The following is a 19,752-nucleotide window of genomic DNA, read 5'->3' as shown; positions in this document are numbered from 1 at the left end:
AGATCAGCCTTGGAATATCGGCTCCTCAAGTCCCGTAACGCCGGGCCTGAAGGCAAAGACGCCGCCAGCCAGAGGTTGGTCGCTGAGGTCGCCGCCAGGACGAATGGAAGTGATGAACAGGGTATCCAGCCCTGAACCGCCGAAGGCGCACATGGTTGGTTTTTTCACCGGCACGGTCACGGAGCGGTCGAGCTTGCCCTGCGGCGTGAACCGGTGGATCAGACCGGCATCGTTGGCGCAGATCCAGTAACAGCCATCGCTATCGACTGCCGCACCATCGGGGCGGCCCGGATAGTCGTTCATGTCCACAAACAGACGGCGGTCGTAGGGCGTGCCGCTGTCCGTGTCGTAATCGAACGTCCAGATTTTCTGCACGTTGGGGTGAGAGTCGGACAGGTACATCGTTTTACCGTCAGGGCTGAACCCTAGACCATTGGGAACGATATAGCCCTGCAATTGCGAATTCAGTTGCTGTTGCCCCGCGCTGTAGCGATACAAAGCCCCAGCAGACACGCCCGCGGCCATATCGAGCAGCATGGTGCCTGCCCAGAAACGGCCTTGACGGTCGCAGCGACCATCGTTGAAACGCATGCCGGGCTGGCCATGCTCAACGCCTGCCAAGAGGGTACTGGTCAGGCTCTCGCCTTCACCGGGCTGCAAGTGAAACAGGCCACTTTCCATCCCGGCGATCCAGCCTCCCTTGCTGTGGGCAGCAATGCAGGCCAGCATTTGCGGGGTTTTCCAGCTTTGGGTGAGGTTATCGGCAGCATTCCAGCGGTACAGGCGTCCGGCTGGAATGTCGACCCAGTAAAGCGCTTGCTCGCGAACACTCCAGACCGGGTTTTCACCCGTAGCGTTGCGGGCATCGAAGATCAGTTCAGCATCCATGGCAGTGCAGATCTCTATAGATAGTTACTCGTCGCCGAAAGGCCCTGCTGCAACAAAGGCGCCGCCCTGATAGACCATGGCCGGATCGTCGGCCGCCGGCATCGGCTGCGCCTCGACCTTGGCACGGAAGACTTCGGAGCTGTCCTTGGGGGAATATTCCAGATGGCTGGCCAGCCGGTTGTCCCACCACACGGTCTTGTTGTCCGACATCCCGTACACCACGGTATGCCCGACATTCGGCGTATACAGGGCGCGTTCCAGGAGTTGGGTCAGGTCGTCATAGCTGAGCCAGGTGCTCATCATCCGACGGTTTTGCGGTTCATCGAACGAAGAGCCGATGCGGATACTCACAGTTTCAATGCCGTAGCGATCGAAATAGAAACTGGCCATGTCTTCGCCATAGGACTTGGACAGGCCGTAGTAGCCGTCCGGGCGACGAGGGGCATGGGCATCGATGACCTGGTCTTGTTTGTAAAAACCGATGACATGGTTGGAGCTGGCGAAGATCACCCGTTTTACGCCATGGCGACGGGCGGCTTCGTAGATATGAAACACGCCGGCGATATTGGCGCCGAGGATTTCCTCGAAAGGACGTTCGACTGAAACGCCACCGAAATGCAGGATCGCATCGACGCCTTCCACCAGTTGGTGTACGGCCTGTTTGTCGGAGAGATCACATCTCTGGATTTCTTCACTACTATCAATGGCAGGTGCCAGCTCTGCGATATCCGAGAGTCGGAGCGTTTTCGCATAAGGGCGCAGGGTCTTGCGCAGCACCTTGCCCAGGCCTCCTGCCGCACCTGTAAGCAGGAGGCGATTGAAGGGATTTTGAGTGTGACGAGCTATGGTCATGAGAAATTCCTTGTTTGTTATTGTTATATGTTGTCGTACAACGTGAACGAGTATTTACACCAGAGGACGCTTTGTCAACGCATCGGCAACCAATAGCCGGACCGATGGAGGACGCAAATCAGTCAATTCATGTCAGAACCAGTGACTCCGCTGCATCACTCATGCACAGGCCTGTAATGAACACTTTCCAGCATCTCGATACCAACGTTGTCGGACGCGATTTTGCAGTCGGCGATATCCACGGACATTTCGCACGCCTGCAGGGGGTTCTTGATGAGATCGGCTTTGATACGGTCGTCGACCGTCTGTTCTGCGTGGGCAACCTGATTGATCGCGGCCCGCAGAGCTATCTGTCTCTGGAGTGGCTGGACAAACCATGGTTCTTTGCCGTCCAGGGCAGCCACGAAGCATTGGCCATCGAGCATGTGGAAGGCGAGATGCTGGACTATCACAAGTATGTCGCCAATGGCGCGAGCTGGTTTCTGGAGCTGTCCGATGAAAACCAGCTGCGTTTCGCCGAGCGTTTCGCCCAAATGCCACTCGCGCTGGAAGTCGACACCCTGAACGGCCTGATAGGAATAGTGCATGCCTGTTGCCCGCTTCCCACCTGGGATCTGCTGCGTTCGGTCCTGCGCGAAGAACTTCCAGGGCTGTTGCAACTGCGCAGATCATGTCAGTGGTCGCATCTGCGCTCGGGAGGCAAGAACGGCATCCCCGACCTGCGAGCACTGATCGTGGGGCACACCCTGGTGCCTCAAGCCGAAATCATGGGCAATGTCTTTCATATCGACACCGGTGGATGGCAGATCGATAGCATCGGTCACTTCACCATCATGGATCTCGATACGTTCTACATGCATGGCGGGAAATAAGGCAGCGCCTCCAATATTTCTCATGAAGACTTAGTGCAGACAGGAAGTTCATGTTTCACCCATGAAACAACAAGACGGTGTTTATTGATTAAATAATAAAAATATTAACCACCCATCGCCTAAAAAGGCCCGACACCCAAGGGCCTGCCACACTGCTTTTGCAGCAGTAAACGGCCACCCGCTCCCCAGGCCCTGAAAATGATCGACGATCCTGCAAAAGGACGCTCAAGTCATATTCATGGTAGTTCGCGTGTAAATGAAGGTTTGACGCCTCCCGCAACACTGAATGCTTCTGAAGCGATTTCAGAGGCGGTAGCCATCTTTGAAGAAAGCTCAGGCACACCGATATCCGGCACGGCGGGTGAAGAACCCCGTGCGCCACGCCAACAGGATTGCCCAGAAGTTGCCATTCTGCTGTGCACTTTCAATGGCCAGCGCTTTTTGCCGCAACAACTGGATTCCATAAAGAACCAGTGCAGGCCATCCTGGTTCATTGCTTTATCGGATGATGGTTCCAGCGATAACACGCTGGATATAGCGAGCCATTATCAAGCCTTGTGGGGTAAAGAAAAGATCAATGTGTGGCGCGGTCCAGGCCGTGGGTTCGCACGAAACTTCATGTCCATTACCCGCAACACTCCGCCAGCAGACTTTTATGCCTGGTGCGATCAGGACGATATCTGGGACGAAAACAAGTTGCAGGTGGCAGTCAGCTGGCTGCAAAGCGTGCCTCAGAACGAACCGGCAATTTATCTGGGACGCACCGAACTGATCAGCGAACAAGGCGAGGTACTTGGCTACTCGCCGCTGTTCACAAGGCCGCCATCCTTCGCCAATGCTCTGGTGCAGAACATCGGCGGCGGCAACACCATGGTGTTCAACCATGCAGCCCGCTGTCTGATTCAGGATACATCCGAACATCTGGCGTTATTGTCGCTGGATATCGTGTCCCATGACTGGTGGGCCTACCTGTTGGTCACCGGAGTAGGCGGGCACGTGCGCTACGACCCCAAGCCCTACGTTCGCTATCGCCAGCATGACGGTAATCTGGTGGGTTCCAACGCGGGCTGGAGAGCCCGGATAGTACGTATTCGCCTGCTGCTGAAAGGGCGTTTCCGGGACTGGAACACCACCAATATTGCTGCGCTGGAAGCGGTCATCCTGTATCTGCCCAACGATAGCCGCGACTTGCTGGAACAACTCAAGGCGTTGCGCTCTCCCTCTCTTGCCGTACGCCTGGCAAGTCTCAGACGTACCGATCTCTACCGCCAGACAAGGCTGGGCAATCTGGGATTGCTGATGGCGGTCCTCATTAATGTGATGTGAATTGTCTCTTCGCGAATGAATCCCGGTTTACAGGAGCGAATTCATTCGCGAAAGGGCGCAATGGAGCCCGAATGCTCAACCCCCATCTGGTCCCCGCAGCAAGTCCTGTGGCACTCGTTCGCAGCCTCTGGCATCACCGCCAGCTCATTCTCACGATGACGCGGCGCGATGTGATTGGTCGTTACCGAGGTTCGGTCATGGGCATTGCATGGTCTTTTTTTAACCCCGTGCTCATGTTGGCGGTATACACCTTCGTATTCTCCGAAATATTCCAGGCACGCTGGACAGGTCAGGAAACAGGCAAGGGAACCTTTGCCATTCTGTTGTTCGTGGGAATGATTGTTCATGGTTTGTTTGCCGAGTGTGCCAACCGATCCACCTCGCTGATTATTTCCAACAACAACTATGTAAAGAAGGTGCTGTTCCCGCTGGAAATCCTGCCCGTGGTGACATTGGGCTCAGCAATCTTTCATACGCTGATCAGCCTGGTCGTCCTGTTGCTCGCGCAACTCCTCCTCACTCATACGCTGTACGCAACAGCCATTACCTTTCCGCTGGTCCTGCTGCCGTTGTTGATTGCGACGCTGGGGTTCAGTTGGCTCTTGGCTGCGCTGGGCGTTTACCTGAGGGATGTGGGGCAATTCATTGGCGTGCTGACCACCGTTCTGCTGTTCCTGTCTCCCGTGCTTTATCCGGTGGCGGCCTTGCCGGAGGCTTATCAACCCTGGCTGAAGCTCAACCCGCTGACCTACATCATCGAAGAAAGCCGCAATGTCCTGCTGTTCGGGCTCTGGCCGCAGTGGGACAGCCTTGCGCTGGCGATGCTGATCGGCTTCGGCTTCGCGGCGCTGGGCTTTGGGTTCTTTCAGAAAACTCGAAAAGGGTTTGCCGATGTCCTCTGATGAAATAGCCATCAGCGTACGCGATGTCTCCAAGTGTTTTTACACCTACGACAAGCCTGTGGACCGCTTGCTGCACTCGCTGATCCCAAGGATGCAGTCCATGCTGGGCCTGCCTGCCAGGACCTATGGCCGCGAGTTCTGGGCGCTGCGAAATATCGACTTTGAAGTCGCAAGAGGCGAAACGGTCGCCGTGGTCGGGCGCAACGGCTCTGGAAAATCGACCCTGTTGCAGATCATCTGCGGCACCTTGATTCCCACGGGCGGGGCAGTCGAAACACAGGGTCGGGTTGCAGCCCTGCTGGAACTGGGCTCCGGTTTCAATCCCGAGTTCACAGGCCGGGAAAACGTCTACCTGAACGCCTCGGTACTGGGCCTGGCGCGCGAAGAAGTCGATCAGCGCTTCAGTGCCATTGCCGACTTTGCCGACATCGGCGACTTCATGGATCAACAGGTCAAGACCTACTCCAGCGGGATGGCCGTACGCCTGGCGTTTGCGGTCCAGGCCCAGGTCGATCCACAGGTGTTGATTGTCGATGAAGCGCTGTCGGTCGGGGATGCGAAATTTCAGGCCAAATGCTTCGAGCGGCTACGGCAACTGAAGCAGAACGGTACCAGCATTCTGTTGGTCACCCATGCCAGCGAACAGGTCGTGACCCACTGCAACCGGGCGATCCTGCTCGACCGGGGCCATGTGGAAATGATCGGAGCATCACGCCCGGTCATCAACCGCTACATGGACCTGCTGTTCGGCCGCGACAGGCGCGTCGAGCAGGCTGTGCAGAGACAACAGGTTCCAGTCAATGACCGCAAGAGCGACCACGGGCCGCTCTTGCACTTTGATCACGACGCCTACAGCTCACGCACAGGCTTCAACCAGCATGAATATCGCTGGGGCGATGGTGCCGCCAGCCTTCAGGATTTTCACCTTGCGGCAAACGGCCTTGAGTTCCCCACCAGCATCGGGCCGGGCGACGAGGTCGTGCTGTACCTGGCCATCTGTTTCAACCACACGATCAGCAACCCCGTGCTGGGTTTCACAATAAAGACCAAGGAAGGAGTCACCGTCTATGGCACCAACTCTTACCTGCTGGGCAGCGCTTCCAGCCAGGACATATACAGCGCCGGATCACGGCTCAAGGCCTGTATGAAATTCACAAACCGACTGGCCAGTGGCGACTACTTCATCTCGATAGGCATCGCCTCCCGTGAAGGGGAAGACATCATTCCCCATGACCGCCGCTATGACTCCATTCACTTTGTTGTCGCTGCGACCACCACGCTGTTCGGCCTGGTCGATCTTGCCGTTACGATGGATTTCGACCAGGTAAACCACCCATGATCGAGCTTGAGAAAAGCGGTTACCGCCAGGACACAGACACCGGAGTATGGGCACGGCCCGATTATCAGGGGCTTGCTTACAATGACGGTGACGAAAGCGAAGAGCGCCTGGCACAGATCATACGAGACGCACAGGATTTGTCCGTGTTGTCCGGTGAGTTGGGCAGGCATTGCACGGACTGGGCATCGCTGTACCACCTGGGCCGTGCGCGTGGAAACATCCTGCGCCCTTTTGAACACATTCTGTCAGGCCAGATACTGGAAATAGGTGCTGGTTGCGGCGCCATCAGCCGATACCTGGGGGAGTGCGGCGCCAGCGTGCTGAGCCTGGAAGGCAGTGCGCGCCGGGCCAGGATAGCCGCGAGCCGCACACGGGATCTGAACAACGTCACAATCGTTGCCGAGCGCTTCGACCAGTTCAATCCACCGACTCGTTTCGATGTCATTACTCTGATCGGAGTCCTGGAATACGCCAGCATGTTCGGTCAGGAAACCGATGCAGCCCTGAGCATGCTCAAGCGAGTCAAAAGCTTGCTGAAACCCGATGGGGTGCTGCTGCTCGCCATTGAAAACCAGTTGGGCCTCAAGTACTTCGCCGGCGCACCGGAAGATCATCTCAATAGCCCGATGTACGGGATTGAAGGGCGCTACCGCGACCACGACCCTGAGACGTTCGGCCGTAAGCGCTTGATGGCGTTGCTTGAGGAAGCAGGCTTCAGCCGCTCGGAGTTCCTGTTTCCGATGCCCGATTACAAACTGCCCAACTCCATCGTCACCCAGCGCGGCTTTGAACTGGACAGTTTCGATGCAGCAGCCCTGGCCTGGCAGAACGCCAGAAAAGACCCTCAACTGCCCGGCGCGCCCTTGTTCAATCTGGAGCGGGCATGGCCGGTGGTGGTCAGCAATGGCCTGGGCATGGAACTGGCCAACTCCTTTATGATCGCGGCCTCATCCTTGCAGTCCAGTGTTGTGCCACCCGACATGCTGGCGGGTCATTACAACGTCAGCAGGAAACCTGGCTACTGCAAGCAAACGCTATTCATTGAAACCGATAGCGGCATCGAGGTTCGGCATGAGTCCTTGCGAGCAGAAACGGCAACGGGTGAAGAAAGCGCTTATCGACATGTGCTTTCGCACGTCGACAGGTACCGACGCGGGCAGGCATTGAGTCAGCAATTCCTCAATATCGCCAGCGCGCCCGACTGGACCCTCAAAGACTTCGGGGCGTTCATCTCGCTTTATATGGCAGTACTCGAAACGTTGCTTGAAGAGCAAGGCCATTCAAGGCACTCGAACACCCTTGATGCACAACTGCCAGGGCTGTTTATCGATGCCGTGCCTCACAATATTCTGCTCGACTCACAAGGCCGCCCGGCCCTGATCGATATCGAATGGGATGTTCAGGAGGGCGTACAGCTCGGGCATTTACTGATCCGTGCCCTATTGCTGCTGATTGCCAGCGCCCAGCCGTTCTGCCCCGGCGTCATGCCGCTGACCCGCCGTCAGTTCATCATTCATAGCCTGCGCCATGCGGGCCTGGAAATGACCCTGCCGGAGCTGGAAGCCTTTATCGAAAAGGAGGCGCAGTTCCAGGCATTCGTCAGCGGTATCAACGCCAGCTACTTCCTGAACTGGGAGCCCGAGCAGATCATCAATTCACGGGCAGCTCCCGTTGAATCCAAAGTCCTGGCCAAGCTGTATTACAGCGACGAGGCTGGCAACTTCAAAGAAGATTACGCGCTGAGCATCGAAGTCCTGCCCGGTCATCAACAGTTGCAGTTTCCCCTGCAAAACCTCAAGGCACGCCCCAAAAGACTCAGGCTCGACCCTGTAGACCGTCATATTTCCTTCTCTGTGGATAACTTGCGCATCCTCACGCCACGGGCCGAAATCTGGACCTGGGATGGCGAGGTTGCGTCCCTGCCGTCGGTGTCGGGCCTGATGGAAGTCGAGAGGTCCGGCTTGTCCGTGCTGTTTGTCTGCCTCGACGATGACCCTTACCTGGAACTGCCGGTAGACCTGTCGCAACTGAACGACCTGCATTCAATCGTCTTGAGGCTGGACCTGGTGCTGTACACCGACGAAGTGATCGCCCGGCGCATCAACCAGAATCGCAACTGGGCCAACCAGAATGAGTCTTCGCTACGAACCGCCGTTGAGCCGCTGCATGAACAGATGCAGACGCTGGCCCTGCGCATCAATGAACTGGAAAGCACCACTTACCTGATCCAGCAGAATGTCGTCGACGGCAAACAACATACAGCCCAGACCGTAGAGCGCCTGCTCAATGACCACGCGCACCTGACCAATGGCCGTGAGGCACTTATAGCCAGCCTGGAAAGTGCTCTGCTCAATCAGCAGATTGAAAAGGACACCCACATCCACGCACTGAACCTGCGCATCCGCGAACTGGAAGGTTCCTATAGCCGCAGGCTGGCAACTCCGCTGCGCCACTCGGCCATCGCGGTGCATCGCCTGGCGCATATCTCGAAGCGCCTGCCGTCACTTGTTCGCCGGGGAGGCGGTTTAAAGAAAACCGCCAGACGGGCTGCCAATGTATTGCAGGAGCATGGCGTGCGGGGGTTACTGGCGCGGATGCGCTGGTTCCTGAGTGAACCGGGCGCGGAACCTGAAAAGGTCGAGATCGAACAGGCGCCAGACCGGCATGACTATGCAGCCTGGATCAGGCAGTACGACACACTCGATGACGATGATCGCCAGGAAATCGCCCGACACATCAGCACCTGGGAAAATCCGCCGCTGATTTCGGTCATCATGCCGGTCTTCGATCCGCCGCTGGACCTGCTGCGCGAAGCCCTCGATAGCGTAAGAAACCAGTTATATCCCCACTGGGAACTGTGCATCGCCGACGATGCTTCCAGCAATCCCGCGGTGCAGGAGTTTCTGAAGCAGGCCGAGCAACAGAGCCCGAAGATCAACGTCATATTCCGCAGTGCGAACGGGCATATTTCAGAGGCCAGCAATTCGGCCCTCGATATCGCGCAGGGGCAATACATCGCCCTGATGGACAATGACGACCTGCTTCCCGAACACGCGCTGTATTGGGTGGCACGCAAGATCATCGAACACCCGGACGCCGGCCTCATTTATTCGGACGAAGACAAGATTGACCGACAGGGGCACCGCAGCGCGCCTTACTTCAAACCCGACTGGAACGAGTTTCTGTTTCGCTCGCAGAACATGCTGTCCCACCTGGGGGTCTATCGGCGCGATCTAGTCGAGCAGGTGGGTCGATTCCGGGTGAGCTTCGAGGGTTCGCAGGATTACGACCTGGCCTTGCGGTGTAGCGAAAAACTGTCCCGCGAGCAGATCATTCATATCAGTCGTGTGCTGTACCACTGGCGAATTCACGCCGGAAGCACCGCCATGGCTGCCGATGAAAAACCCTATGCAGTCCGTGCCGGCGTGAAAGCCCTCGATGAACATCTGGAACGTACCGGGCACAAAGGCTGGACAGAGTTGCTGCCCATGGGCATGTACCGTGTCCATTATCAACTGCCGCTGCACAAACCTCTGGTCAGCCTGATCATTCCAACCCGCAACGCAGGAGCACTGCTCAAACAATGCATCGATAGTATTCAGAACCTGACCACCTACAGCCCGTATGAAATCGTCGTGGTCGATAACGGCTCCGACGATCTCGAATCTCTGGCTTATTTTGAGCAGATCAGCGAACAACCGAACATGACGGTGCTCAGGGATGACGGCCCTTTCAACTATTCAGCCCTGAACAACAAGGCCGTCAAAATGGCTCGCGGCGAGCTGGTCGGTTTGATCAATAACGATATTGAAGTCATCACCCCCGAGTGGCTGGATGAAATGGTCGCACTGGCCATACAGCCGGAAGTCGGTGCCGTCGGCGCGCGCCTGTGGTTCCCTGATAACCGGCTGCAGCATGGCGGCGTCATTCTCGGTATTGGCGGTATAGCCAACCACTCGCATAAATTCCTGCCCAAGGGCGAATACGGTTATTTCGGGCGGGCGGTATTGATTCAGGAGTTCTCGGCCGTGACCGCAGCCTGCCTGGTTATCCGCAAATCCATATTTGAACAAGTCAACGGACTCAATGACGTGAATCTGAAAGTTGCCTTTAACGACGTCGATTTCTGCCTGCGGGTCAAAGAGGCCGGATACGTCAACGTATGGACACCTTTTGCCGAGTTATACCACCATGAATCGGCAACCCGTGGCTTTGAAGACTCACCGGAAAAACAGGAACGGTTTACCCAGGAAGTCGATTACATGATGACTCGCTGGCCGAATATAAAAGCTGATTATGCCTACAACCCGAACCTGACCTTAGAGCAAATAGATTTCGGTTTGGCCTGGCCTCCGGCAACTAGAACTTAACGTTGTTCCACCTATTAGACTGACACTCATCCCCCCATGAACACACCCACTGAAATCGATATTTCAGGACTAAGGTGTTACGACAAGATTGTCGATGATGTGACCTATAGCGTTCCACGCGGTATCACTCGTGAAACACGAGGTCGGGTCTGGATCGTTCGTGTCCTGAAAAACAAACATGTACTGGTCTCGGCGCGCTTCACCGATCTGCGCTTCGGTGGAACCCGCCGCGCTCTGGAAGCTGCAATCATTCACTTGATCCACAGTGGCCATGCCTGGCGACGTGACGATGTCCTGCAATTGACCGAACATGCCACTGCACACTGGCGCAAAAGGAGTGGCGCTGGCCTGTGTGCGGTCGCGTATGTCCCGAAAAAGGGGCCGGGGCGCGGGGAAACCTTTTTCCTGTCCACCTACAAACGGGTCGCCAGTGGTCGGGGCCTGGGGAAACTTCGTTCCAAACTGGTCGAAGTCCTGGAAAACGCCCATGAAATGGAAGAAGGCATTTCGACAATACCTTATTCCACTCAAAAGAAGATTCGTCAGGAGGTTGACCTGTTGTTCGACAGCGAGCAGTTTCGGGCCTTTCTTGAGGCCGGGAAAAGAAAGGCGGACCATATTGCCGTCACTGAATATATCGAGAAGCTGTCCAGGGACCCGGAGCCCTAGGCTCTGATTCAGTTCATGACGCCTGAAGACTTTGTATCCTGCTTGTATCTATTTGTTGAAATCCCGACCATCAATTCTCTATTTTACCTTTTGTTTACATTCATCATATTGAGCCACCTGTATCAGGGCGAAGATAATCAGTCGGCATTGATGCCCTCTCACATCAATCATTCTTCGTTATTAATCCTGATGCCGCGATTCATCGTATTCGTTACATCATCCCGTTGGATTGATTACAGGCGCTGCACCCGTTATCGATACCCGAAATAAACAGGAAAGTTGATTATGTTAAAACTGACCTGCAAGGCCAGTACCGACCTGGAATCTGCGCAATTGCGCTGCTACAACAGGGTCGTTGATGGCATCACCCATAGCGTGCCACGAGGGATCAGCCGTGAAGTACGCGGCAACGCCTGGGTCGTGAAAGTCATCAAGAACAAACAGAATGTATTGCTGGCGCGCTTTACCGATGCGTCTTTCGGTGGGACGCGCAAGGCACTGGAAAGCGCCATCATCCACCTGACGCACAGCGGTCATGCCTGGCAGGCGAGTGACGTCCTGCAACTGGACGAGCGCGCCACCGTGCATTGGCGCAAGAGGAGTGGCGTCGGGCTGTGCGCGGTCGCTTACGTGATGAGCAACAAGCCAGGCCGTGGGGAAACCTTTTTCATCTCGACCTACAAACGGGTCGAGAGCGGCAGGGGCATGGAAAAGCTACGCGCCAAACTGATCGAAACCCGGACGTGCTCTTATGAAACCGAGCATGAGGTTTCGCCCTTGCCCGAGGCGGTCCGGCAAGAATTGCATCTTGATGTCGACACGCTGTTGCGCAGCGACCGCTTCCAGACGTTTCTCGATGCAGGGAAACGCAAGGCCGATCAAATCGCAGTCAATCAATACGTAGAGGCAATCAGCTGGCACGCATAAGGAGCGCCCCAAGACCCTCAGGCCTTGGGGCACGCTCTGTCAGACCCGGAAGCGGCTGACCATTGTCTGCAACTGAACGCCCAGGCGAGCCAGCTCGACGCTGGAAGCAGCCGTTTCTTCACTGGCCGAAGCGGTCTGCTCGGAAACATCGCGCACGTTGATAATGCTGCGAGTGATTTCCTCGGCCACGGCACTCTGTTGCTCGGCGGCAGCCGCAATCTGCTGGTTCATGGACTGGATGCTGGAGACGGTCTGGGTGATGCTGCCCAGCGATGCACCCGCCTTACGACTGAGGGTGACACTGTTGGCCGTCAGCTCACGGCTGCTGAGCATGATGCTCGACACCTGGCGGGTACCGTTTTGCAGACCGGCCACCAACGTCTCGATCTCTTCGGTCGACTGCTGGGTGCGCTGCGCCAGACCACGTACTTCATCAGCCACCACTGCGAACCCGCGACCCGCTTCACCGGCCCGTGCCGCCTCGATGGCCGCATTGAGAGCCAGCAGGTTAGTCTGTTCGGCAACGGCCTTGATCACATCCATGACCTTACCGATCTTGTCGCTTTCCTGCTCCAGTTCGTTCATCGCTTCAGCCGAGCGTCCCACTTCTGAGGCCAGACGTTCGATCTGCGCAATCGCCTCACCCACCACCCTGTCGCCATCGCGGGCTTCACGGTCTGCACTGGATGCCGCTTGCGAAGCCTGTTCGGCGTTGTGGGCAACTTCCTGAACGGTAGCCGACATTTCATTCATGGCCGTGGCCACTTGATCGGTCTCGACTTTCTGATTGTTGACCCCGGCGCTGGTCTGCTCGGTCACGGCCGACAGCTCTTCAGCAGCACTGGCAATCTGGGTCACGCCATCGCGGATACCGACAATCAGGTCGCGCAGGGTAGCGCTCATGCGCTGTACACCCTGTTGCAACACGCCCAGCTCATCGCGGCGTGTGACTGCAATGTTGCGCGACAGATCACCCGACGCGATGCGCTCTACTTCGGCCAGCGTGTCCTGCAAAGGAGCTGTGATCTGGCGGGTGATAATCAGTGCCGCCAGAATGCCCAGAACCAGAGCCAGCACGGTGCCGCCGATCTGCATGTTGCGTGCATGGTCACTGTCTTCAGCACCCCGAACGGCCTGAAGTTGATACAGCGCTTCGCTGACCTTGGCCATCGCTACGCCTTGCTCGGTGTTTTCCTTGCGCGCCGCGCCGATAGCCGCATTGGCCGCCTTGAAGTTATCCACAGCCTGACGGTAGCTGACAATGGCGCTTTCCAGTTGCTTGAACTCTTCAACATAGCTGCCATTGAACGCAGCCCTGAGCGGCTCCATACCCTGCAGGGCAGTATCGAGCTGACGGTATGCATTCTTTTCAGTGGTTTCGTTAGGTTTGCCGGTGTAACCACGCACTTCATAGCGAATCAGGGCCAGATTTTCCTTGGCTTTCAGAATCGCCTGGTAGCGCCCGAAACGGCGCTCGTCATCCGGCGGCATGCTGACAACATCGTCGATGATCCTGCCGATGATTTCTGCGCCTTTGACAGCGTGGACACCCATGGTTTTACGCAGGGCAGCATCGGCACGGTAAGCCTCACGCATCCGGTCATACGACTGCTGATACTCAGCAGTGAGCTTGCCCATTTCCTGGAGCTTTTCCTGGTTACCCGGATAGGTAAAAAGCGCCAGCAGCGAGTTGTGCTTTTCCTTGAGGCGGTTCAAAAGGCCCTGAGCGACATCACCCATCTTTTCATCGCCGTCCTCAGTGACGTACTGCAAGCGTCTGAGGCGCAGCTCACTCATTTCTGCATTGAGATTCATGATGTCGGCGACGCGCTCGCTACGCTCGATCAGGCTGCCCAAACCACCCCAGCCAGTCAGCGCCAGGAGGCAAGTCAGAATGAGTACTGCGCCAAAACCCAGGGCGAGTTTCAATTTGACACTGATGTTCGCAAACCATGTATTCATGACATTCCTTCGATTTCCTGAACGCTCGCCAGGGCGATTTAAACCGCGACCAGTTGTCCAGTAAGTGGGCTGGATCGAACTAATAAATTGATACAGATGATTACATGAATAACAGAAAGAATGGCTCATGGCCATTCATTAGTGCATGAGATTTATTCACGCTGGCGCGCGAAAAGGCTTGAGATAGAGCACTTTGGCTCAGAAAAAACTGAGCCCGGCAAAGGCCGGGCTCAAAGGTGCCGCGGGATGAATCAGACGCGGAAGTGGCTGACCATCATCTGCAACTGGCCGCCCAGGCGAGCCAGTTCGACGCTGGACGCTGCGGTTTCTTCACTGGCCGAAGCGGTCTGCTCGGAAACGTCACGCACATTGATAATGCTGCGGCTGATTTCCTCGGCCACGGCGCTTTGCTCTTCGGCGGCGGCAGCAATCTGCTGGTTCATCGCCTGAATGTTGGACACAGTCTGGGTAATGTTGCCCAGCGATGCGCCCGCCTTGCGGCTGAGTGAAACACTGCTGGCGGTCAGCTCGCGACTGCTGAGCATGATGCTCGACACCTGACGAGTACCATTCTGCAGACCTGCCACCAGGTTTTCGATTTCCTCGGTCGACTGCTGGGTACGCTGCGCCAGGCCACGAACTTCGTCGGCAACCACCGCAAAACCACGACCCGCCTCACCAGCCCGCGCAGCCTCGATGGCCGCGTTGAGGGCCAGCAGGTTAGTCTGTTCGGCAACGGCCTTGATCACGTCCATGACCTTGCCGATCTTGTCGCTTTCCTGTTCCAGCTCGCTCATGGCGTCAGCCGAGCGGCCTACTTCGGCAGCCAGTTTTTCGATCTGGGCAATCGCTTCACCCACCACCTTGTCACCATCGCGGGCTTCACGGTCGGCATTGGAAGCGGCGTGCGAAGCCTGTTCGGCGTTGCGGGCAACTTCCTGAACAGTCGCCGACATTTCATGCATGGCCGTGGCCACCTGATCGGTCTCGACTTTCTGGCTGTTGACCCCGGCGCTGGTCTGCTCGGTCACGGCCGACAGCTCTTCGGCAGCACTGGCAATCTGAGTCACGCCATCACGAATACCGGTAATGAGATCACGCAGCGTGGAACCCATGCGCTGGATACCTTGTTGCAGCACACCCAACTCGTCGCGACGGGTCACCACAATGTTCTGCGACAAGTCGCCCGAAGCGATGCGGTCCACAACGTCCATGGTTTCCTGAAGAGGACGGGTGATCTGACGGGTGATGAGAACCGCGGCCAGAATGCCCAGGAACAGCGCCAGCACGGTGCAGCCGATCTGCATGTTGCGGGCCTGCGCACTTTCCATATCACGACGATCCAGCTGAAGCTGATACATGTCTTCACTGATCTTGACGATGTCCTGACCTTGTACGGTCATTTCCTTACGAGCCTGCGAGATATCGTTATTCGCCGTCTTGAAACCCTGAAGCGCGGTGCGATAGCTGGCCAGGGAGGCTTCCAGTTGCTTGAGGAGATCACCATGGGTGTCGCTGAAGCTGGCTTTGAGCGGAGTCAGCCCTTTGATGGCGTCGTCCAGTTGGTTAACGGCTTTCTGTTCGTTTTCAGGTGTGAGGTCAGCGGCATAGCCACGAACTTCGTAGCGCACCTGCATCAAGTCTTCCTTGGTATTGATGACGCTCTCATACTGGCTGAAACGGGTTTCATCGGCAGGGTCCAGCTTTTTGACGTCGGCCAGGATCTGCTCGATCAGAGCTGCCCCCTTGACGGCATGTACACCCATCTCCGCACGCATGGCAATGCTGGTCCTGTAGCCATTGCGCATGTTGTTCAGGGATTTCTGGTAATCACTGATCACCACACCCAGCTTCTCAAGCAGCCTTACGTTTTCAGGGCTCTTGAAGGACTTGAGCAGTTTCTCCTGATAGCCTTTGAAGCCATCAAGCGACACCTGAACGGTTTCGGCGACCTTCTCGTCCCCGTTGGCGACCATATATTGCAGGCGCGTCACCCGCAGTTTGGTCAGCTGGGAGTTGAGCGAAGTGATGTCGCTCATCCAGTTACTGCGATCAATCAGACCGCTGAGGCTGGTCCAGCCAGTCAGGGCAAGAATGGCAGTAAAAACAAGTACTAGACCGAACCCAAGGGCCAGTTTCATATTTACGCTGATGTTTGCAAACCAGCTATTCATCGACTTTCTCCAGGATCGTCTAGTTTCAAATTATGGCCGCTGGAAAGTTGTTTTTTTAGGCCGCAGCAAAGGCAATACGTAATGTCACTATCGGCAGATCACAGCTGACCTGAAATAAAAAACGGAGAAAGTTGAAAAAAAATCGCTGGGCTTTCACGAAGCTTTCATTCGCTGCAGCCCACAGTTATAAAGGCATGCAGAGAATGACATTCGTCATACCCTGTCATAAAAAAGACGCCATAAATCTGTCTATAATGGATCCAAAAAAAACCAGCATTGCCGTATGGGTATATAGTACTTTAGCCATAGCGAATAGAACGCCTCTATAAAAACAAATTACCCGAACATCAAAACCTATTGTTTCTGCCGAGATTTATAGTAATGAGCTTGAAGTTCCGTCATAAAATCCTGTTAGCCGCATCGGGTGTCGTGGTATTGGCATTCGCACTATTCACTTTCTATAACGATTATCTGCAACGTACGACCATTCGTCAGAATCTTGAGACGTCTGTAGGACAGGCAGGGGAGTTGGCCGCCAGCAGTGTTCAGAACTGGCTGAGCGGGCGCATTCTCGTTCTGGAAAACCTCGCTCAGAACGTTGCCTTCCAAGGTGTAGGGACTGACCTGAGCGGACTAGTGTCCCAATCCTCGTTGGTATCCACCTTCCAGTTCACCTATGTCGGTGACAGCAAGGGCACATTCACCCAGCGACCCAATGTCGAAATGCCGGCGGGTTACGACCCACGCCAACGGCCCTGGTACAAATCGACCATCGAAGCCGGCAAGAGCATCCTGAGCGCGCCTTATCTGGCGTCGGTGGGCGGCCTGGTGGTCACCATCGCCAGCCCGATCAAATCAGGCGGCCAGGTTTCCGGCGTGGCCGGTGGCGACCTGAGCCTCGATACGCTGGTCAAGATCATCAACTCCGTCGAGTTCGGCGGTATCGGTTACGCCTTTCTGGTCAGCGGTGACGGTCAGGTCATCGTCAGCCCGGACAAGGATCAGGTGCTGAAGAACCTCAAGGACATCTATCCGGGCCAGACACTGACTCTGGACAAGCGCCTGCGTGAAGTGACCCTCAATGGCCAGGATCGCATCCTGTCCTTTACCCCGATCACCGGCTTGCCATCGGCCGACTGGTATATCGGCCTGAGCATCGACCGCAACAAGGCCTATGCGCCCCTGAGTCAGTTCCGTAGCTCTGCACTGGTCGCGGTACTCATTGCGGTGGCGGTGATTGCCTTGCTGCTGAGCCTGCTGATCCGTGCGCTGATGCGCCCACTGACCGACATGGGCCGTGCAATGCAGGACATCGCCCAAGGGGAAGGCGACCTGACTCGTCGTCTGCGTATCCAGGGCCAGGATGAGTTCGCCGAACTGGGCGGCTCCTTCAACCAGTTTGTCGAGCGCGTACACGCATCCATTGCTGAAGTGTCGTCCGCAACCGTGCAGGTCCATGACCTGTCGCGGCGTGTGGTGGAGTCGTCCAACGCCTCGATCACAGGCTTCGATGAGCAAAGCGCCCGCACCAACAGCGTGGCCGCAGCGATCAACCAGTTGGGCGCCGCCACTCAGGAAATTGCACGCAATGCGTCCGATGCCTCGACCCAGGCCAGCGAAGCACGTGAGCAGGCTGAAGACGGCCGGATTGTGGTGGAAAAAACCATAAACGCCATGAGTGAGCTGTCGAGCAAGATCAGCGACTCCTGCACCAAGATCGAAACACTCAATGCCAGCACCGACAACATCGGACACATCCTGGACGTCATCAAAGGCATCTCGCAGCAGACCAACCTGCTGGCGCTCAACGCGGCAATCGAGGCAGCACGTGCCGGTGATGCCGGACGCGGTTTTGCCGTGGTGGCCGATGAAGTGCGCAACCTGGCACATCGCACCCAGGTTTCCGCCGATGAGATCCACAAGATGATCGGCGAGCTGCAAAGCGGTTCTCAGCAAGCCGTCTTGAACATGAACGAGAGCCAGACATCCAGCCAGGACAGCGTGGAGGTTGCCAATCAGGCAGGTAACCGTCTGCGCGATGTAACCCGGCGCATCGGTGAAATCGACGGCATGAACCAGTCGGTTGCAGCGGCTACTGAAGAACAGACCGCCGTGGTGGAAACCCTGAACGTGGACATCAGCCAGATCAACACCCTCAACCAACAGGGCGTGTCCAACCTCAATGAAACCCTCAAGGATTGCGCGGCGCTTTCACAACAGGCCGGGCGTTTGAAGCAACTGGTGGACAGCTTCAAGATCTGATGAGGTCAGCCACGTCAGCCGCCTCCTGTGCAGGAAGCGGCTGACGGGTTTCAGACAGGATCGTTACTTCAGCGCACGCCAGGTGAACGGATAACGATATTCCTGGCCTTCGTTGGCCTTGATCGCAGCAATGATCGTCAGCACCAGTGCGCCGACACCGATCAGCATCAATAGCGGAAATCCGATAACCACGATCACCAGCAACATGCTGACAGCCATGGCAATCGAAACCGTGATCTGGAAGTTCAGCGCTTCCTTGCCCTGTGAATCCAGAAACGGATCAGAGTCCTTCTTGAGCTGCCAGACAATCAGCGGCCCAAGCAGATTACCGAACGGAAAGATAAACCCGCCGAAAGCCGCCAGGTGACAGAACATTGCCCACTGACGAACATCCCGAGCAGGTTTTGGAAACTGGCTGTCACTCATATGCGGCTCCTTTCATTGCGCATCAGTCGGCCAGTGCGGCACGCTGCAATTCGAACAACTCGGTCATGCCTTTCTGGGCCAGCGCCAGCATTGCGTTCAGCTCTTCGGGCTGGAATGGCGCGCCTTCGGCAGTACCCTGAACCTCGATGAAACCACCGGCGCTGGTCATGACCACGTTCAGGTCGGTCTCGGCGGCGGAGTCTTCCAGATAGTCCAGATCGAGCACTGGCTCGCCCTGATACATGCCGACCGACACGGCAGCGATCATCTGCTTGAGCGGGTCACCGCCCTTGAGGCCGCCGCGCTTCTTGATCACTTTCAGGGCATCGACCAGGGCAACCATGGAGCCGGTGATGGATGCAGTACGAGTACCGCCATCGGCCTGAATCACGTCGCAGTCGACATACAGGGTCACGTCGCCCAGCTTGGACATGTCCAGCGCAGCACGCAGCGAGCGGCCGATCAGACGCTGGATCTCCAGAGTACGCCCGCCTTGCTTGCCACGGCTGGCTTCGCGCTGGTTACGCTCGCCGGTCGCACGCGGCAGCATGCCGTACTCGGCGGTCAACCAGCCCTGGCCCTGACCTTTAAGGAAGCGTGGTACGCCATTTTCGACGCTGACCGTGCAGATCACCTTGGTGTCACCGAACTCCACCAGCACAGAACCTTCGGCGTGTTTGGTGTAGTTGCGGGTGATGCGGATCGGACGGAGCTGATCGGCAGCGCGACCACTTGGACGTTTCATCTGGGATACCTGTACTGGGACGGAAAACTGCCGAGCAT

Annotated in this window: 14 protein-coding genes and 1 pseudogene; 8 read left to right on the top strand and 7 right to left on the bottom strand. The window is 56.5% G+C overall.

Features of this window, described 5'->3' with window-relative positions:
- Positions 1 to 3: 3 nt before the first annotated feature.
- Entirely contained in the window at positions 4 to 888 is an 885-nt protein-coding gene (locus ACODS3_RS10100) for a glucurono-1,5-lactonase (RefSeq protein ID WP_489034077.1), read from the bottom strand.
- Between the two features lie 24 nt (positions 889 to 912).
- Entirely contained in the window at positions 913 to 1,740 is an 828-nt protein-coding gene (locus tag ACODS3_RS10095) for an NAD-dependent epimerase/dehydratase family protein (protein ID WP_201001009.1), read from the bottom strand.
- 176 nt (positions 1,741 to 1,916) lie between these two features.
- Here ACODS3_RS10095 and ACODS3_RS10090 point away from each other — a divergent pair, with 176 nt between their 5' ends.
- The 7 genes from ACODS3_RS10090 to ACODS3_RS10060 all read left to right on the top strand — a co-directional run bounded on the left by ACODS3_RS10090 (position 1,917) and on the right by ACODS3_RS10060 (position 12,145).
- Positions 1,917 to 2,612 (top strand): metallophosphoesterase, encoded by a 696-nt coding sequence (locus ACODS3_RS10090; protein ID WP_489034075.1) that lies wholly within the window; start codon positions 1,917 to 1,919, stop codon positions 2,610 to 2,612.
- 198 nt (positions 2,613 to 2,810) lie between these two features.
- Positions 2,811 to 3,938 carry a glycosyltransferase family 2 protein gene (locus ACODS3_RS10085; RefSeq protein ID WP_489034073.1) on the top strand — a complete coding sequence of 376 codons (1,128 nt, stop codon included), beginning with the start codon at positions 2,811 to 2,813 and terminating at the stop codon, positions 3,936 to 3,938.
- Between the two features lie 71 nt (positions 3,939 to 4,009).
- A complete protein-coding gene (locus ACODS3_RS10080; protein ID WP_201001003.1) occupies positions 4,010 to 4,840 on the top strand; it encodes an ABC transporter permease in 831 nt (276 codons plus the stop codon).
- Complete coding sequence (locus ACODS3_RS10075) at positions 4,830 to 6,179, top strand: ABC transporter ATP-binding protein (RefSeq protein WP_489034072.1); 1,350 nt, start codon at positions 4,830 to 4,832, stop codon at positions 6,177 to 6,179. Before ACODS3_RS10080 ends, ACODS3_RS10075 begins: the two co-directional genes overlap by 11 nt.
- A complete protein-coding gene (locus ACODS3_RS10070) occupies positions 6,176 to 10,549 on the top strand; it encodes a glycosyltransferase (protein ID WP_489034071.1) in 4,374 nt (1,457 codons plus the stop codon). The genes ACODS3_RS10075 and ACODS3_RS10070 overlap by 4 nt, the downstream gene beginning before the upstream one ends.
- A 36-nt stretch (positions 10,550 to 10,585) precedes the next feature.
- Positions 10,586 to 11,218, top strand: a complete 633-nt coding sequence (locus ACODS3_RS10065; protein ID WP_489034070.1) for a hypothetical protein — start codon at positions 10,586 to 10,588, stop codon at positions 11,216 to 11,218.
- 285 nt (positions 11,219 to 11,503) lie between these two features.
- Complete coding sequence (locus tag ACODS3_RS10060; RefSeq protein WP_489034069.1) at positions 11,504 to 12,145, top strand: hypothetical protein; 642 nt, start codon at positions 11,504 to 11,506, stop codon at positions 12,143 to 12,145.
- A 39-nt stretch (positions 12,146 to 12,184) separates the two neighbouring features.
- Here ACODS3_RS10060 and ACODS3_RS10055 read toward each other — a convergent pair whose 3' ends face one another.
- From ACODS3_RS10055 to ACODS3_RS10045, 3 genes and pseudogenes are all read right to left on the bottom strand, one after another.
- Positions 12,185 to 14,107: a HAMP domain-containing methyl-accepting chemotaxis protein gene (locus tag ACODS3_RS10055; protein WP_201019495.1), complete on the bottom strand. Its 1,923-nt coding sequence runs from the start codon at positions 14,105 to 14,107 to the stop codon at positions 12,185 to 12,187.
- 251 nt (positions 14,108 to 14,358) lie between these two features.
- Positions 14,359 to 15,063, bottom strand: a complete 705-nt coding sequence (locus ACODS3_RS10050; protein ID WP_489034097.1) for a methyl-accepting chemotaxis protein — start codon at positions 15,061 to 15,063, stop codon at positions 14,359 to 14,361.
- Positions 15,064 to 15,261: 198 nt separating this feature from the next.
- A pseudogene (locus tag ACODS3_RS10045) lies at positions 15,262 to 16,146 on the bottom strand (methyl-accepting chemotaxis protein); the annotation flags it as partial.
- Between the two features lie 516 nt (positions 16,147 to 16,662).
- Between ACODS3_RS10045 and ACODS3_RS10040 the strand changes: the two are divergent.
- A complete protein-coding gene (locus tag ACODS3_RS10040; RefSeq protein ID WP_201000991.1) occupies positions 16,663 to 18,543 on the top strand; it encodes a methyl-accepting chemotaxis protein in 1,881 nt (626 codons plus the stop codon).
- A gap of 63 nt (positions 18,544 to 18,606) precedes the next feature.
- Here the strand turns inward: ACODS3_RS10040 and ACODS3_RS10035 are convergent, their stop codons facing one another.
- Both ACODS3_RS10035 and rph read right to left on the bottom strand, forming a co-directional pair.
- Positions 18,607 to 18,969: a DUF4870 domain-containing protein gene (locus ACODS3_RS10035; RefSeq protein WP_201000990.1), complete on the bottom strand. Its 363-nt coding sequence runs from the start codon at positions 18,967 to 18,969 to the stop codon at positions 18,607 to 18,609.
- Positions 18,970 to 18,991: 22 nt separating this feature from the next.
- Positions 18,992 to 19,714, bottom strand: coding sequence for a ribonuclease PH (rph, locus tag ACODS3_RS10030; RefSeq protein ID WP_201019497.1), 723 nt, complete (start codon positions 19,712 to 19,714; stop codon positions 18,992 to 18,994).
- Positions 19,715 to 19,752 lie beyond the last annotated feature (38 nt).

It is taken from the genome of Pseudomonas sp. FG43, from assembly GCF_057809175.1.
The sequence above is the reverse complement of the archived record's forward strand: the minus strand, read 5'-3'. Positions and strand labels throughout refer to the sequence as shown.

Bases quoted from the DNA above. Each gene is read 5' to 3' on its own strand.
- ACODS3_RS10075 (WP_489034072.1), top strand. From the start codon at position 4,830: ATGTCCTCTGATGAAATAGCCATCAGCGTACGCGATGTCTCCAAGTGT.
- ACODS3_RS10100 (WP_489034077.1), bottom strand. From the start codon at position 888: ATGGATGCTGAACTGATCTTCGATGCCCGCAACGCTACGGGTGAAAAC.
- ACODS3_RS10040 (WP_201000991.1), top strand. From the start codon at position 16,663: ATGAGCTTGAAGTTCCGTCATAAAATCCTGTTAGCCGCATCGGGTGTC.
- ACODS3_RS10060 (WP_489034069.1), top strand. From the start codon at position 11,504: ATGTTAAAACTGACCTGCAAGGCCAGTACCGACCTGGAATCTGCGCAA.
- ACODS3_RS10070 (WP_489034071.1), top strand. From the start codon at position 6,176: ATGATCGAGCTTGAGAAAAGCGGTTACCGCCAGGACACAGACACCGGA.
- ACODS3_RS10085 (WP_489034073.1), top strand. From the start codon at position 2,811: ATGATCGACGATCCTGCAAAAGGACGCTCAAGTCATATTCATGGTAGT.
- rph (WP_201019497.1), bottom strand. From the start codon at position 19,714: ATGAAACGTCCAAGTGGTCGCGCTGCCGATCAGCTCCGTCCGATCCGC.
- ACODS3_RS10050 (WP_489034097.1), bottom strand. From the start codon at position 15,063: ATGTCGGCGACTGTTCAGGAAGTTGCCCGCAACGCCGAACAGGCTTCG.
- ACODS3_RS10065 (WP_489034070.1), top strand. From the start codon at position 10,586: ATGAACACACCCACTGAAATCGATATTTCAGGACTAAGGTGTTACGAC.
- ACODS3_RS10095 (WP_201001009.1), bottom strand. From the start codon at position 1,740: ATGACCATAGCTCGTCACACTCAAAATCCCTTCAATCGCCTCCTGCTT.
- ACODS3_RS10055 (WP_201019495.1), bottom strand. From the start codon at position 14,107: ATGAATACATGGTTTGCGAACATCAGTGTCAAATTGAAACTCGCCCTG.
- ACODS3_RS10035 (WP_201000990.1), bottom strand. From the start codon at position 18,969: ATGAGTGACAGCCAGTTTCCAAAACCTGCTCGGGATGTTCGTCAGTGG.
- ACODS3_RS10080 (WP_201001003.1), top strand. From the start codon at position 4,010: ATGCTCAACCCCCATCTGGTCCCCGCAGCAAGTCCTGTGGCACTCGTT.
- ACODS3_RS10090 (WP_489034075.1), top strand. From the start codon at position 1,917: ATGAACACTTTCCAGCATCTCGATACCAACGTTGTCGGACGCGATTTT.